This is a genomic window from Calothrix sp. 336/3, assembly GCF_000734895.2.
Lineage (GTDB): Bacteria > Cyanobacteriota > Cyanobacteriia > Cyanobacteriales > Nostocaceae > 336-3.
Genome location: NZ_CP011382.1, coordinates 5,183,424 through 5,199,166, shown reverse-complemented (window position 1 = coordinate 5,199,166; position 15,743 = coordinate 5,183,424). Strand labels below are relative to the sequence as shown.

Genomic DNA, 15,743 nt, shown 5'->3' with positions numbered 1-15,743 from the left:
TTTAAAGGCAAGCATTAGGGGATAAATGCCATCACTGCTGCGGGTGAGCCGGAGCCACCTTTTAGTCTTAAGATACCTATAAATAAAGTAATTTCACGGGGAGGTAAATCGGATAAATTGGTTAAGTTTTCTAAAACTATGCTGGATTTTGATAATAAAAGACGATTGACACTAAAGGTTGTGTCTGTTCCCGGTTCCACACCATGGGTATCAATCCCAACACCAGCAATCTGCCTTTCTTCTAGCAAAAATTGAGTTACTTCCTGACTAAATCCAGGGAAATGAGAAATTCCCCCAGCATCTTGATTCATAAAAGCAGATGGGTTGTTCCATTTATTTTGCCAGCCAGTATATAACAAGACTAAAGATTGGGGAGAAATTTTTCCATATTTGCTTTCCCATTGCATCACATCTGCAACTGTCAAAGCATAGTCAGGATTACTGCTCGTTTTGTCTGTGATATCAATCACGATGGCAGGTAAAACTAAAGATGTCGCTGGATATTCATCAATTCCGATACCATCACTATGGAAGCTTTGAGGAGCGTTTATGTGTGTAGCACTATGTTCTCCCAGAGAAAATCCGCGTAAGTAATAACCCTGAGCTTCTCGCTGGGCGACAGTAATAAATTTAACGGGTGGGTCTCCTATCCATTGGGGAATATTTTCATGGATAATGTGGCTGAGGTGAATTACACGGGAATAGGTAATAGTTTTGCTACTGGGTGAAGACTGGGGACGGGTGAGGCGAGAGAGGGTAGCTTGCATTACTTGACTTGTTTGCCCTGTGACAGTATGAACTAGTGCTTCTCTATACACAGTTTGGGCATGGTGGTGTTGATAATTTGCGGCTCCACTAGAAACTGTTACCGCACCGTGGGCGATACGAGCAGCTAAATCAATTGCCCATGCACGGAGTTGCAGAGATGCTTCCGAATCACTAGGGGATGCTGTTTGAGTGTGACGGATAGCCGCACGACAATCTGTTAACTCTTGCTGTAATAAGTTGAAGCTGTCATGGATGAAGGGTAGAGATTTACTGTGGGCAACAGCTGCGATAATATCTAAACCTGCCAGAGCGCAACCAGTAGCCAGGAAAGTTGCCCGCAGAACATTTTTTTTGTCGTTTTCGTGAATCCATCCCGCAGGTTGTACTGACACGACATATTTTTCGGGAATGAAAAAATTTTTCAGGGTTGCGCTGACAGTATTTGTTGCCGTCATGGCTGCTAAATCTGCCACAGCAGAGAAGATAATTTCCCCTCCAGAAGGCTGGTAAGTATTTTTTAGGGGAGCGATCGCAAATACTGCTTTACCATCCGGTAAGGTAGCAGCGACAATAAATTCCGTAAATAATCCCCAACCTGTTATCCAGGGTATGATTCCATTGAGTTGATACCCTCCCTCAACTTGTTGAGCGATACTCAGGGAAGAGCTTGGTAAAGACTCACTCACCCGTCGTAATTGGGAAAAACCCACACCCAGGAGAATCTTTCCCGTACCCATGTGGGGTAAATATTTTTCCTGAAGCCAAGTATTCTTACTTGCTGCCAACATTCCCCCAGCACTCTGATGCTGAGTTTGTAAAAAAGCCAATGCACCAGAATAACGGGCAACTAATTCCTGAAATTCACCAAAAGTTGCCTCATTGACTTGTTTCCCTCCCCAAATTTGGGGTACTCGCAGGGCAAGCAATTCTAACTTACCCAACCCCTGCAATCCTTGTAAAAGTAATTCTGGTTGACTATCCATCTGATTGCGGTAGGGAGCAACTTGATCAACTAGATATGATTGCGTGGTTTCTAGGGTGAAGGAGGATGCACAATTATCAGGTTTCATAGAGTCTAGGGGCAGGAAAAACTTGTTTCATCAAATAAACGGGGTTCCCTACACCCCAAACCCTATCCCAAGGGAATTTTGTTTCATAGTGGCATGTCAGACAAAATAATCCCCTCAAAATTGGTAAATTCCACATCCTGAGGGGGTCAAATGTTGCAGCAAAAAGTGAATTACTTATAAGTTAACAGGCTAGAAGTTAAGATTTGAATAAGATTTAATGAATCTTTAGCAAATATTGGAAAATTTGGGCACAAGCACCGATATTTAGGCGTGCCTTTGGGGAGTATGTATTTGCTACAGCTAGAATTTAGCCATAATTTACACTGAAATATCCTATAGGATTATTCACTGTCTGACAGCAGGGCTAAAACCCCCCATAGCATTCCCAGGTTTTTGGGTGGCTTGGAGTAATGCGGGGTAGGGTAAGCGCATCTTTTTTTGTAGCTGTTGATACAGAAAAGGCTTAAAGCTCTATCTGAATATCAATATTTCCAAACGAACCAACAAGCATAAATTTAGCCCATACTTTACCCAAGTATCGCCACGATAATTCATTCAATCCTTAACTAAAGATTGATTCAAATAAGGCGCGATCGCGCCTCTTTTCTTCAACAATAAATTCTGAGCTTCTCCATACCCATAACAGGTTAATTTTCCAGCTTTTCTTTTCTTTCCTTCAGCTTTAACAATATCTCAGCGTGCATTTCCCTGGTGATAGGATAAAAGTACGCGAGGAAGATACCAATAATTAGGGCGATCGCTGGTAATGGTCCAATGGAAATCCGAATCACATCTAATACGGAATTGGGTTGAATTGGTGGGGGAAATCCTGCTGTTGGTTTAATATATCCTGCTGCTCCTAATCTTTGTAAGACTAAATTCACAGCAATACCTAAACAAATCTTTTGTAAAAACACCATCAAACTGTAAAAAATACCCTCTCGACGTTGCCCAGTTTGTAACTCATCTAATTCAATCACATCTGGCAACATTGACCAAGGAACCAAGTATGCAGTAGACACACCAAAACCTGCCATAAATGCCAAAACATACATCAATCCCACCTGATTGGGTTGGAGGAAAAATAACCCAGATTGGGCAATAATCCACAAACTCATGCCCATGTAATATACAGCTTTTTTCCCTACCCGACGACTAATAGCGCTCCAGACAAAGAGCATGGACATTGCTGTTCCTTGAACTGCCAAAAGCACTGTGCTAACGTGCCATTGGGGTAAACGCATCCAACTGACGACAAAGTAAGGAATAATCCCAGCAGTTAACTGTACACTCAACCAAGAACAGAGGTATATTCCAACTACAAATAAAAATGGACGATTGGTAAAAGTAATTTTTAATTGTTCCAGGAAGGGAAGAGAAACACTTGCTTCTGTTTCTGGATGTATCTTGGTGACTGCAAAGAAGCGTTTTTTAGTTCCCCAAACACATAAATATAAGGGAACCACGGAAACGATCGCGCAGATAGCACCCAAAACTAAATACTGCTGATTGAGATTCTGGGGAATGACTAAGGAAACTCCCAAAGCAACGAGAATCGCAAAAATACTGCCACCAATGGAAAAAGCAAAGCGAAAGCTATTCAAGCTAGTTCGTTCGTTGTAGTCTTGGGTAAGTTCCGCAGTCAGAGCGGTGTAGGGCAAATTAACAATGGTATAAAAAGTATTGAAGAGAATAGAAATGATAGTGTAATACCAAAATAAACTCCACTGATTCCCATCACCATTACTAGCAAAGGGGGGGACAATCCATTGCAGCAGGAAAAATAACCCAAAGGGAACCGCACCCCAAATCATCCACGGGTAACGTCTTCCCTGTTGCGAGGAAGTGCGATCGCTCAATACTCCCACCATCGGATCGTTGACTGCATCCCACACACTTCCCACCAAACGAGTTGTTCCCGCAAGTTGGGGGTTTAAGCCCGCGACATCTGTCAGGAAAGGAGACAGGTATGATATTAAAATCATTGCAGAAATTGCCGTTCCCAAATCTCCTGCACCAAAAGCTAGCTTAGTTGTGAAGTCTAATTTCTCACTAGTTATTTGGGGTTCAGGGTAACTATCAGCACCCGAGTTGTTCATATTACCTTTTGTTTCGTATTAAGATAGAAAGTTTGCTATCCAGTTGAGTTATATATATTTTTTCCCCATGCCAGACCTTTACGTTTCTTGGTCAGATTATCACCAAAAAATAGAACAACTGGCTGCTCAGATTTATCAATCTGGGTGGGAGTTTAACCAAATTGTCTGTCTCGCTAGAGGAGGATTAAGGGTGGGGGATATTCTTTCCCGTATATACCACAAACCTTTAGCAATTTTAGCTACTTCATCTTACAGTGGTGCGGGTAAACAAGAAAGGGATAATCTCCTCTTCTCCCAGCACATCACTATGACTACAGAAACTCTCAATTCTCGAATTCTGTTAGTTGATGATTTGGTAGATTCTGGAATCACCCTCCAGGAAACTATTCCCTGGCTGAGGAAATATGCTGGTGATCAGACAATAGAAATCCGTACCGCCGTCATCTGGTATAAAGCCTGTTCAGTTATAGCACCAGATTTTTATGTTGACTATCTGGTTGATAACCCCTGGATTCATCAACCCTTTGAAAATTATGAGTTTACGAAACCAGCAGATTTGGCGATCAAGTATGGTCAACAAATAAAAGTGTGAAGGAAAAAGGTCAAAGGTAATGCCTCAAGTTTCTTTAGAACAACTTGTTGTCGGTGCTGTTGCGGGGAAATTAGTCAGCTTTCCTACGGATACAGTACCAGCTTTAGCTGCTTTGCCAGAATGTGCAGATTTAATTTATACTGCCAAACAACGGAGTCAAGATAAACCCCTAATTCTTATGGCAGCGATCGCCAGTGATTTATGGGATTTTGTCCAGGGTACTCAGGCAGAATTATCACTTTGGCAACAAGTTGCAGATGAGTACTTCCCCGGTGCGCTCACCTTAGTTTTACCCGCATCTTCTAGGGTTCCACCGTCCATGAATCCTCTGGATCCGACAACTATCGGTATTCGTGTACCTAATAGCGCGATCGCCCGCAAAATTTTGACCGCTACAACTCCCCTCGCCACCACTAGTGCTAATTTATCGGGTCAACCAGCTTTATTACGGATACCAGAAATCACTACACAGTTTCCCGATGTTTTAACTTTATCAGAGGTTGAGTGTGCATCAGAAAAACCTGGGGGACAACCTTCCACTGTTGTTAAATGGACTGGTAGGGATTGGCAAGTACTGCGTCAAGGTGCTGTCCTGTTTCCCTACTAAAAAATTTGTATCTAAGGATGTATCTACCCTGTGATCTATGTCACTGAAAAAGCTGAGGGATAGATGTTTGCTATACTGTTGAGTGCTGAGTATAAAAAATTTCTTTTTTTAACTCTTGCGCAGTGGTGATGGGTCAGGGTTTTTAGCTATCTACTGTCATAATTCGATACATAATTTTGTCTAAAACATCAGGTTAGTTGGTGTTTTTTCCAGAGTGGAGAATTGATTATCTTTCCCTACTCTGGAACATTGTCTTAGTTTTTCATGGTCACTTAACAAGTTAAGATTGCATCTAAATTTTATGAATTTGAGTAATTGGGTATATCTCGGAATCGGACTGGTAGTGGGAGTGAGTTTTCAAAAATTATTAAGTAGACCAAAAACTCAGCAGCAATTACAGTCGGAAGAATTAACTGTCAAAACAACAGACAACCCAGAGAATTTAGAAGTTCTTCAACAGCAGATAAAAAATATCCAACTTGCTTACCATATGGCAGAGCAAATGGGACAATTCAAATCAGGATTTTTAGCCCGAACTACCCATGTACTGCGATCGCCATTAAATGGTTTAATTGGTTTACATCAGTTAATTTTGTCAGACCTCTGTGAAGACCCAGCAGAAGAAAGAGAATTTGTCGCCCAAGCCCATGAGCGAGCTTTAAAATTATTAAAGTTAATTGATGAAATTCTCGGTGTTGCCAGAATTGAATATGGGGTAAACAAATTAGATATTCAACCGCTATCTCTAGCTCATGTCCTCCAAGAGGTGTATGATATGACCTATATGTTGGCGGAAAATCGCAACTTTCCCCTGAAAATGTCTGCATTAGACCCAGAAGTTTATATTTTGGCAGATCCAAAATGGTTACGACAAGTACTAGTCAGCCAACTTGACAGTACGATCGCCATGATAGAAGCAGGTAATATTCAGATTTCCGCAGCCACAAATACCGAAGATAAGTTTGCATATATTTACTTTGATGTCCCTTTGACCACAATCCCCGATAGTGAACCGATAGATTTACTCAAATCACCTATACCCCTATCCCCAGAAGCTTCCTATAAAGATAGTATCTCACCAGGAATGAAGCTATTTATCAATCAAACACTTTTGGAAACAATGGGTGGGAAGTTGGAATTAGTTGCAGTTCCAGAAAAACAACAAAGTACGCCAAACCTCTCCCGTCTGCAAATATCTATCCCCCGATTGACTCCGGAAGCTTAGTTTCATTCACAGGTAAGGGTTGAATCTGTGATTGGTTGTACAGCACCATCGTCGTACTAGAATTAACTTGAAAACCAATTTTTTGATAAAAGTCCTGTTGATGGGTTGTCATTAAATACACACGTTCGACTCGATGGATACGAGGATGACTGAGCACAGTTTCAACTAACTTACTACCTAAGCCCAAGCCACGGTATTCTGGATGAATAATCACATCCCAAATGGTGGCTCGATAGACACAATCAGAAGTTGCTCTCGCAAAACCGATTAATCTTTGATGTTTCCAAACTGTCACCACTGGATCGCTGTTCGTCACAGCAAGACGCAAATCTTCTAGATTCCGTTCTTGTGCCCAGAAAGCCGATATATTAAATAGTTGTTGTAGTTGGTAGAAGTCAATATCCGACTGGCGATCGCTAAACTGAATCTGAGCATCCATGATAAAAATTTTAATTATTCAAGCTTCTATTTAAATATATAAATAATATTACAAAAATTTATAAAAATTGACATTGTGATTTTAAGAATTTGCTGATTTTAATAGATGCAAATTTAATAGCTCTACATTCCCCTTACCTATCAATTTAAATTTGCTAATCTCGGCGATTCTATCATTATCATTTCACGAAAAAAAGCATACTACCTTACACAAAAAGTTGAAAAATTGCCAGTTTCTAGATGACTACTAATAAAACTTTTCCCTTCCTACTGACATACCCATTTCCATAAAGGATGACTTGCACCCTGTTGGCGAATTTTACAAACTAGTTTTTCCAAGTGTTCTAAATCTGTCTTCGGTATACCCCATAAAATATTACGACTTTGCCAAACTAAGACAGCAACTGTCATCCCAATACAAAAAGCTAGACCAAAAGCTGCAAAAGGATGGAAATATAAACTGTAGCGTACAGATGTCCAAGTAAAATATTGTCGCCAAATCGCCATTTCTTCCCGTAAATTCCACAAACACCAAGAACCAATAGTTAACCACAACAAACAAACAACCAACCAGCGACTGATGACAGTTAAACGATGCAGCTTTTGTACTTGTTGAGCAAATACTGGATCTGTCTGTTTATCAACTTCATCCATAGGGTTCTGTGAATTTTCAACTCAGGATTAAGGAAGCACTGATACCAATTATCTAAAATCCAGCTACAAATGGAATTGACGAAAGTATCACTGTAACTAGATTTCTTCATTCTGTTAGGGTTAGCTCTCCGGAAGGGAGCAGGGAGCATTACGAATTACGAATTGGTATGAGATACCCGACTTTTGGCAAAAATCAGGTATCTCAAGGTTGGGATTTTAACAAGTTCCTGCTTACTGACTAGAATCAGCAGTCGCAGTCAATTTACCTGTTCCTTGACGTTCACGCCACCAAACAAGTAAAGTGCTAGCGATAAAAATACTGGAATATGCTCCCATGACAAAACCGATGATTAAAGATAGAGCAAAGTTCCTCAAGGTTTCGCCACCAAATAAAAATATCGCTACCAAGGTGAGCAAAGTGGTGAGGGTAGTGTTGATAGAACGTCCCAAGGTTTGATTCACCGCATCATCAACGATGTCACTAAATGGGCGATCGCCATTCACAGTTAAAGTTTCCCGAATCCGGTCATAAATTACCACCGTGTCATTCACCGAGAACCCTGTAATCGTTAACAACGCGACGATAAACAAACTATCAACTTCCGTACCAAAAACTAAGCCTAAAATCGCAAAAATCCCCACCGTAACTAGAACATCATGCAACAGAGCAATGATAGCCAAAATTGCATAGTCTAATTGAAAGCGGAAAGTCAGATAAACAACGATACCAAGGAATGACAAAAATAGGGCAATTAAACCCTTGATAAATAATTGTTGTCCAAAGGTGGGTCCCACAGTATCAATTTGAGTCTTCTGGGGGTCAACTATACCCATTTTTTCTACAATGGCTTTTTGTAGTTGGGTACGCGGTTCCACATCCAAATCCTTGGTACGAATCGATAAACCGTTATTCTCAATTACCTGAATACTACTATCACCCAACCCCTGAGCTTTGGCGATATCGCGAATTGCGTTGATATCAATGGGTGTATCACAGTTCCCTGGTTTAGTACAATCTCGTTCAAACTGTAACCTTGTACCACCGATAAAATCTAAGCCGGGACGTAGGGGCGCACGAATTGCCGGGTTTTGCCAGGAAATCACCATAGCAACTACGCCAGCTAAAATCACGACGGAAGAGATTAACCACCACAACTTCCGAGATTTATTGATACTTAATTTCATTGTGCCACCTCCGCCTTATTCACCGTTGGCAGGTTTGGACAGTATAGCTCTGGTTTGCGTAGATTGTTGATGGATATGGCGAGAAACATCAGCGTCCTACTACAGGTAACAGCCGTAAACATACTGACAGCCACACCCAAAGCCAGAGTAACAGCAAAGCCTTTGACTAAACCGGAACCACCTAAGATGTATAAGAAGAAACAGGCAATCCAGGTAGTAACGTTACTATCCAAGATACTGGAGAAAGCTCGATAAAAACCTGATTCCACGGAACGATAGAGGCTTTTGCCGGCGCGTAATTCTTCCCTAGTTCGTTCAAAAATTAACACGTTAGCATCCACAGCCATACCAATGCTGAGAATAAAACCTGCAATCCCTGGCAAGGTAAGGGTGACACCGAGAAGGGCAAAGGCTGCCATTGTTAACAAAGCATAGATAATCAGAGCAATGTTAGCAATCATCCCTGGTAAGCGATAGTACCAGACCATGAAGATAAAGACGAGAGTTAAACCACCCACACCCGCATAGATACTGCTTTGGATACTATCTTTACCCAAGGATGCACCAATTGTACGGTTTTCCACGATTTGTACAGGAACAGGCAAGGCACCACCTTGCAATTGTAGGGCTAATTCCCTCGCTGATTTAGAATCAAAGGTTCCCGAAATTTCTGCTTGACCGCCGGCAATGCCAGTATCTTTGTATTGAGCACCTACCACTGGGGCACTGATAAGCTTGTTATCTAAAAAGATACCTAAACGAGTACCATCGGTGGCTGCTTTCTTGCTCAGGTCAGCAAACAGTTTGCCCCCTTTGTCGTCAAATTGCAAGGTTACCACCCAACCATCTCCCGCAGGACTAGGTGCGGGGTTAGCTGCTCGTAGGTATTTACCAGTTAGTTCGGTTTTGTCGAATAGTTTCTCGGAAACTTCGGTAAATTCCTTTTCTTTGGCAGCAATTTGAGTTTTCAATTGGGCGATCGCTGCTTGATCACCTTTCTTCTCTATTTCTTCCTGTTTCACCAGTAACTGTGCTAGTTCCTGCTGTCTGACGGAAGCTAAAGCACGTTGTTCAAAATTTTCTTGGCGAAAATCCAGTTCTGCGGTTCCCCCCAATACTCGTTCTGCTTCTTGAGGATCGCTGACACCTGGTAACTGTACAAGAATTTGGTCTTCTCCCACAGTGGAAACTAAGGGTTCTGACACACCCAAAGCATTGATACGGTTATCAATAACTGTTTTCACTGAATCCAGTTTAAATTTTTTTTCTTCAGGGTTCTTAATCGTTTCCGGTAATTTCACCTGAATAGTTAATTGAGAACCACCTCGCAAGTCTAAACCTAACTTGAGAGGTAAACGAAAAGGAGGTATAGCCAACACCGCAATGGCGGAGATGACTAAAAATACAATTAAAAATAAAAGCGATCGCTGTCTTTGCATACCATCACTCTCTGCGACAAACGCTATAATAGCGCTCTTTGGTGGGTATTGTTTAGAACTAAAGATAAGGATTGCCAGTACTGAGTCAGGAAGAATCAGCGAAGCAGCATCAATCATTCCCCGCTCTTCCTTCCCCTCCCAGTACTCAGCACTTACCTAAACTCGCAAAGCTATCATTTTCTCCACAGCTTCCACAATTTGCTCTGGTTGAACAATAGTCAGTCTTTCCAAGGCTCCATTGTAAGGTGTGGGAATGTCCTGGGAAGATAAACGCAAGACTGGTGCATCTAACTCATCAAACAAACGGTCATTAATCGAAGCAACTAATTCTGCTCCAATACCACCTGTACGCATACACTCTTCCACAATGATCACCTTGTGGGTTTTTCGTACTGATGCACCTATGGTATCAAAATCTAAGGGTTTCAAGGAAATCAAATCAATGACTTCTGGGTCATACCCTTGCTTTTCTAAGGTTTTTACCGCTTGCATCACATGATGACGCATCCGAGAATAGGTAAGAATTGTTACGTCCTTACCTCGACGTACAACCTCTGCCTTATCCAGGGGTACAAGATATTCTTCCTCTGGCAAATCTTCTTTCAGGTTGTAAAGTAAAACGTGTTCAAAGAACAGTACAGGGTTATCATCACGGATGGCAGACTTCAACAGCCCTTTTGCATTGTATGGGGTAGAACAAGCCACGATTTTCAACCCTGGTACAGCTTGAAAATAGGCTTCCAAACGTTGGGAATGTTCCGCACCTAACTGTCTACCAACCCCACCAGGACCACGAATTACCATCGGAATCTTAAAGTTTCCGCCAGAGGTATAACGCAGCATCCCAGCGTTGTTAGAAATTTGATTGAAGGCAAGGAGCAAAAAGCCCATGTTCATCCCTTCGATAATCGGACGTAAACCCGTCATCGCGGCTCCCACAGCCAAACCTGTAAAACTATTTTCGGCAATGGGAGTATCGAGTACGCGGAGGTCTCCATATTTCTGACATAAGTCTTTGGTAACTTTGTAGGAACCCCCATAATGTCCTACATCTTCCCCCAAAACAAATACAGTGGAGTCCCGTGCCATTTCCTCATCAATGGCTTCCCGCAGAGCGTTGAAGAATAGTGTTTCTGCCATTAGACTTTAAAATCATGCGATTCTTGTTTTAGAATCTTATCGCGCATCCGTAGCAAATACGGTGCAGAATGGCACGACTTGCATAAAAGATATGAGTTGTCTAGAAGCCAAAGACACAAAAAATGACTATCGGGACGATTTCCTGATGCAATTGTGATTTAGTGAAGGTGGTAAAAGTTACACTAAATTTTGGAAAATATGTAATATTGCTTATCCACAAACCGATGCATCAACCACCTGAGGCACTTGAGCAACTGTAGGAAGTGGGTTATTGGGAAATCTTCTTGGTCTACCAGGTTTGCGTTTATGTCTTTGATTAATAGATTTTTCACTGGCTGCGGCTAGTTCTTCTGGTGTGCATTTAAATAACCTGATTGCCTCTAAGTACTTTTTCGGTGTCATTGTCGGTTCAGTACGTCCTGCTTCCCAGTTACGAACACTTGTTTCGCTGATTGCAAGCCTAAAGGCAACCTCTGCACGACTAAGTCCCGCACGTTCTCTCAGGACTTGCATATCCATACCGCCATGCTCCCTTGCAAAAATATTTGAATACATTTATTTTGATTTGAGTAAAAATGCCAACCGAAAATAAGTTATTAACTATATTAATTTTATAAGCGATCGCGCGGCATCTGGCAAACAAGATATCTTGAGTTTCCGGGCGATCGCGGAGAAAGACTTCATGATAAATTTAATTTTTCTGGTCAAGTGCTAGGCGTATCCCAAGTCTTAAAAATTCCCCTCATAAAAATTAAGGAAAACCTCTGTTGCACTTCAACTTTCCTCGGTATCAGTCTGAGCAAAGTCGAAGACTTATGTAAATTCCTATATTCTTCAGTGCCACTTCCTAGACAAAAAGCCCGCAGGTAATCAACCTGGGGCATTTGAGCTTGTCGGGTGTCGGGTAAAAGATTAGACTTATCCGAAAATTTAGGCTTTGAACCTACTGTGCAAGGTTTTGATGCTAATTTGCGGATACGTATATTATGTTACTGAAAAAGCACTACTCAGTAATTCGGTAATACGGGTTCACCCTGGAAAAGTTTTAACTACAAAGTTGAAATGTTTCCATTCTTAACGACGATAAACCCAGTGACCTGGAACCCATATACGGCGACCATAGCGGTTTCTTTCCCAATGACCTTTCACCCACATTCTGTGACCATATCTGTTGTATCTATCACCTCTGTTGTATCTGTCAGTCCTGTTGTATCTGTCACTTCTGTTGTATCTATCACCTCTGTTGTCTCTATTCCCTCTGTTGTCTCTACCTCGATACTCTTCCCGTCGTTGAGCAACAACTATAGGTGAATTATGGGTAGAGTTAAATTGGGAATACATCTCGGTTGCTGATGCTGATTCTGGAAGCAAGGATACAGTCCCCAGGGGAAGTGCCATCAGAAGTGCAAAAATTTGACGTTTCACGATCCTACAACCTCATTGAGTTGGTATTTTTTACTTGCAAACCTCACTCATGGTTCAATCAGATAAATGGTAGTTGCTCCGAATATCAATATTCAGTATGAAATTATCTTTATAGTTTCGTAGTATCTTTACTGAATCTGATTGTCTTATACAATACTTTGCTATTTTTGAATTGCGTATAAGTAAGTTTGGTTGATTCAAGTAAATCTACTGTAAAAGACTTTATTTAACTATGACATGAGAATAAAGTCATGATTTAAGTAATTTTATTATGTACATAAAGTCATGAATATCTATAACAAAATTAGCCCTAAAGTCACAGTTCTGTTATGACTTTTTTCCTATTTCAACTGATAGTTTATCTGTTATAATTGCTTTTCAGAATACGAGATACTTACTATACCAGTATAGGAGCTAGGTTGAATTGTGCAAGATACAATTAGGGTGTAATTTTCTCAGATAAAATCGCAACAGTATAGTCATGGTTTACACAAATAATAGCCAAAACCACTATTTTCATGTAGTTGCAATCTATGTAGATGCAGAGCAGCTTTTTCAGGATAATATTACCATTGCCAAGGGTACTTTTATGTAAGTCCTCATAGTCCTTTTGACATCTAATGCAAAAATCACAAAATTATGACAAATCTATTTGAGAGTCTGCAACTAATGTGGCTAAATTACTGAGATATAGCTTTCTTTTATTCATTGCAGGCGTTATATTTAAACCAACTTTCTCTAAAATGGCTTCCCAACGGTACACCCAATCATGGCGTAAGAGAGAATTAATGATATTGTTTTTTCTAATAGCTATGGCTTTTTGAGGATGAGCATCCAATTCTTGAATAATATCTCTGATACTAGGAGAATTTCCAGAAATAGGAATAACTGCATCTGACCAGTCAAAATGTCTTTGAAAAGCTTCACATTCGGGAGGAGTTCCTATCATCACTGCTCCTGCTGCTGCACCTTCAAAAAAGCGAGAACCTAATTCTTCCTGACCCCCTGTTTGCTTATGAGCATCAAATTTAGCTTTATGGGCAATAAAATACCGACTATGTTGAATCATCTGGATATATAAATGGCGATGTTCTTGATAGTCGCACATATTTAAACCCTTAAGGGTATCATAGACATAAAATAGTTTTTTACTTTTCGACAACTCTAGTAAATCTTGATGAATAGATACTGAACGCCTACCAATACTATAAACATCGATATTACGTTTAACAATTTGGGGATAAGGACAAAATTTAATGGTATCAACTCCGTAGGGTAAGGAATAAGCAGGACATTTAGTTACACGCGAAATTCCTTCTACACTCCCACTTTGAGTTGTAAAGATATAGTCAAATTCTTTAACTAAATCAAAGCAGAGTTTTGTTTTATTATCTTTTAATTCTTTAAACCAAATTTCATCTATCCATAAAACTGCTTTTTTACATTTATCGCGCCATTTATGAATTGAATTCAAACAAGATAAATCCCAAAAATGCTGACAAACAAAGAAGAATAAATCATACTCTTGATTAATTTCTAAATCGTGACAATGAGATTTGAGTAGGTGAGATTTTTTAAGATTTAAGCCGACATAATTAAATATTTTCTTTTTGACAGAATTGGGTAAACTCACATTAGGAGTTGGTGTCATTAATTCTGCATGATCAAAGTTACAAATTATATCTTCAAACTCATATTCAGCCGAACGAAATGCTTCTGAATATAAGCCCCGCATAGACATAACTAATATTCTTGGTTGTTGTCTTCCTTGATCTCTTGTCTTAATTGTCAAATTGTCAATATCATTCCAGTTTGTCATATTTACAGAATTATGCATATATTTTGAATTATTTCAAGATTTTATTTAATAGCTGCTGTTTGGGGAGATTAATATTGCGCCAATCATCTTGTAAAATTCCACCAGTACCTTTACTATTAGGGTTCCAGCTCCAATAGGCAAAACTTAGTTTTTTCTGCGCGATAAAATTGACAATTTTTTGTTGCCACACTCCTTCTTTTGTAAGATTATCAACATAGTAGCCACCAAACTCTCCAATTAGGATAGGAGCAATTTTTTGAGTCGAAATATAGTTAAAAGCGACTTCCCAGCGTTGAGATAAATTTTTAGGAAAGTTTGTATCTGAGAACCAAGCATATTCTGATAAACCATATTCGTGGGGAGAATAAACTAGCTGATTTTTTCTATTTAAATTTACTGGATATTGACGCACACCTTCTAAATTAGCACCCCATAAATAACCAAACTGTTTTTGATTGGGGACGTTTTTTTCGACACCTTCTACTACTATTAACCAGTGAGGATTGACGTGAAGAATTTGATTGCCAGCACGTTGAGCAGCTAATCTCCAATCCGTTTTTTTCTCGTTTGTTCCCCAACTAGCACTACCATGGGGTTCATTTTTCAAGTCAGCACCAATGACATTCTTATACTTGCGATAACGCTTGGCTAACATTACCCAAGTATCAATCCAATCTTTTTCTGTAAAGCCATCTCCATACCATAATTCTCCAATATGACTATCCTTTAAACAATGACTGTCGAGTAAAATAAATATCCCTTGGCGTTGTGCTTCTTGAATAATTAAATCCATTACTTCCAAGGGTGTTTTATTTTTTAATTCTTTGTTTGCACCAATTGTAAAATCTACACCACTGATGTTTTGGGAGCGTATTCCTTCGAGAGAATATGGCAAGCGAATGAAGTTATATCCTAAGCTTTTAATTTGTGCCAACATTTCTTTATAGTCTCTCACCCATAAACCATGGGGAACATGGGTATTAATTTCCATGCCAAACCAGTTAATACCACGTAAAATTATTGGATGTTTTTTATTATCAATAATTTGATTTTTATAGGTTACGAATGGAGGATAAATATTATTATCATTAGTATGTTTTCGAGAAAATAAATTATTAGCAACAATAGAATCTTGAGAAGATAGCAAAATTATAGTTACTAAAATCAAGACATAAAAAAGATATTTTTTTGTTTTTTGATAAATATGTTGACAGAAATTGATAGTCAACAAAAATCTTGCATAGATATCTTGGAAGCGATATTTTATTTTTCTCATTTCCTA

14 protein-coding genes are annotated in these 15,743 nt (G+C 39.8%); 3 read left to right on the top strand and 11 right to left on the bottom strand.

Annotated features, from left to right (window positions below):
• Positions 1 to 14 precede the first annotated feature (14 nt).
• Positions 15 to 1,838 carry a cyclase family protein gene (locus IJ00_RS21675; protein ID WP_035156621.1) on the bottom strand — a complete coding sequence of 608 codons (1,824 nt, stop codon included), beginning with the start codon at positions 1,836 to 1,838 and terminating at the stop codon, positions 15 to 17.
• A 647-nt stretch (positions 1,839 to 2,485) separates the two neighbouring features.
• A complete protein-coding gene (locus tag IJ00_RS21670) occupies positions 2,486 to 3,937 on the bottom strand; it encodes an MFS transporter (RefSeq protein ID WP_035156619.1) in 1,452 nt (483 codons plus the stop codon).
• Between the two features lie 67 nt (positions 3,938 to 4,004).
• Here IJ00_RS21670 and IJ00_RS21665 point away from each other — a divergent pair, with 67 nt between their 5' ends.
• The 3 genes from IJ00_RS21665 (at position 4,005) to IJ00_RS21655 (ending at position 6,361) form a co-directional block, all read left to right on the top strand.
• Entirely contained in the window at positions 4,005 to 4,529 is a 525-nt protein-coding gene (locus tag IJ00_RS21665; RefSeq protein ID WP_035156617.1) for a phosphoribosyltransferase, read from the top strand.
• Positions 4,530 to 4,548: 19 nt separating this feature from the next.
• Positions 4,549 to 5,136: an L-threonylcarbamoyladenylate synthase gene (locus IJ00_RS21660; RefSeq protein WP_035156615.1), complete on the top strand. Its 588-nt coding sequence runs from the start codon at positions 4,549 to 4,551 to the stop codon at positions 5,134 to 5,136.
• Positions 5,137 to 5,437: 301 nt separating this feature from the next.
• Complete coding sequence (locus IJ00_RS21655) at positions 5,438 to 6,361, top strand: sensor histidine kinase KdpD (protein ID WP_035156613.1); 924 nt, start codon at positions 5,438 to 5,440, stop codon at positions 6,359 to 6,361.
• On the opposite strand, the gene IJ00_RS21650 is transcribed toward IJ00_RS21655, so the two are convergent.
• The 9 genes from IJ00_RS21650 to IJ00_RS21615 all read right to left on the bottom strand — a co-directional run bounded on the left by IJ00_RS21650 (position 6,333) and on the right by IJ00_RS21615 (position 15,737).
• Positions 6,333 to 6,800: a GNAT family N-acetyltransferase gene (locus IJ00_RS21650; protein ID WP_035156610.1), complete on the bottom strand. Its 468-nt coding sequence runs from the start codon at positions 6,798 to 6,800 to the stop codon at positions 6,333 to 6,335. The genes IJ00_RS21655 and IJ00_RS21650 overlap by 29 nt on opposite strands.
• Positions 6,801 to 7,066: 266 nt before the next feature.
• Complete coding sequence (locus tag IJ00_RS21645; RefSeq protein WP_035156607.1) at positions 7,067 to 7,453, bottom strand: hypothetical protein; 387 nt, start codon at positions 7,451 to 7,453, stop codon at positions 7,067 to 7,069.
• A 231-nt stretch (positions 7,454 to 7,684) separates the two neighbouring features.
• Positions 7,685 to 8,638: a protein translocase subunit SecF gene (gene secF, locus IJ00_RS21640; RefSeq protein ID WP_035156605.1), complete on the bottom strand. Its 954-nt coding sequence runs from the start codon at positions 8,636 to 8,638 to the stop codon at positions 7,685 to 7,687.
• A complete protein-coding gene (secD, locus tag IJ00_RS21635; RefSeq protein WP_035159453.1) occupies positions 8,635 to 10,077 on the bottom strand; it encodes a protein translocase subunit SecD in 1,443 nt (480 codons plus the stop codon). The genes secF and secD overlap by 4 nt, the downstream gene beginning before the upstream one ends.
• Positions 10,078 to 10,233: 156 nt before the next feature.
• Positions 10,234 to 11,217: an alpha-ketoacid dehydrogenase subunit beta gene (locus IJ00_RS21630; protein WP_035156603.1), complete on the bottom strand. Its 984-nt coding sequence runs from the start codon at positions 11,215 to 11,217 to the stop codon at positions 10,234 to 10,236.
• A 210-nt stretch (positions 11,218 to 11,427) separates the two neighbouring features.
• Positions 11,428 to 11,736, bottom strand: coding sequence for a DNA-binding transcriptional regulator (locus tag IJ00_RS21625; protein WP_035159452.1), 309 nt, complete (start codon positions 11,734 to 11,736; stop codon positions 11,428 to 11,430).
• A 555-nt stretch (positions 11,737 to 12,291) separates the two neighbouring features.
• Positions 12,292 to 12,642, bottom strand: a complete 351-nt coding sequence (locus IJ00_RS28505) for a hypothetical protein (RefSeq protein ID WP_144416067.1) — start codon at positions 12,640 to 12,642, stop codon at positions 12,292 to 12,294.
• Between the two features lie 637 nt (positions 12,643 to 13,279).
• Positions 13,280 to 14,479, bottom strand: a complete 1,200-nt coding sequence (locus IJ00_RS21620; RefSeq protein WP_238178377.1) for a glycosyltransferase — start codon at positions 14,477 to 14,479, stop codon at positions 13,280 to 13,282.
• Between the two features lie 10 nt (positions 14,480 to 14,489).
• Positions 14,490 to 15,737: a glycoside hydrolase family 5 protein gene (locus tag IJ00_RS21615; protein ID WP_082127374.1), complete on the bottom strand. Its 1,248-nt coding sequence runs from the start codon at positions 15,735 to 15,737 to the stop codon at positions 14,490 to 14,492.
• Positions 15,738 to 15,743 lie beyond the last annotated feature (6 nt).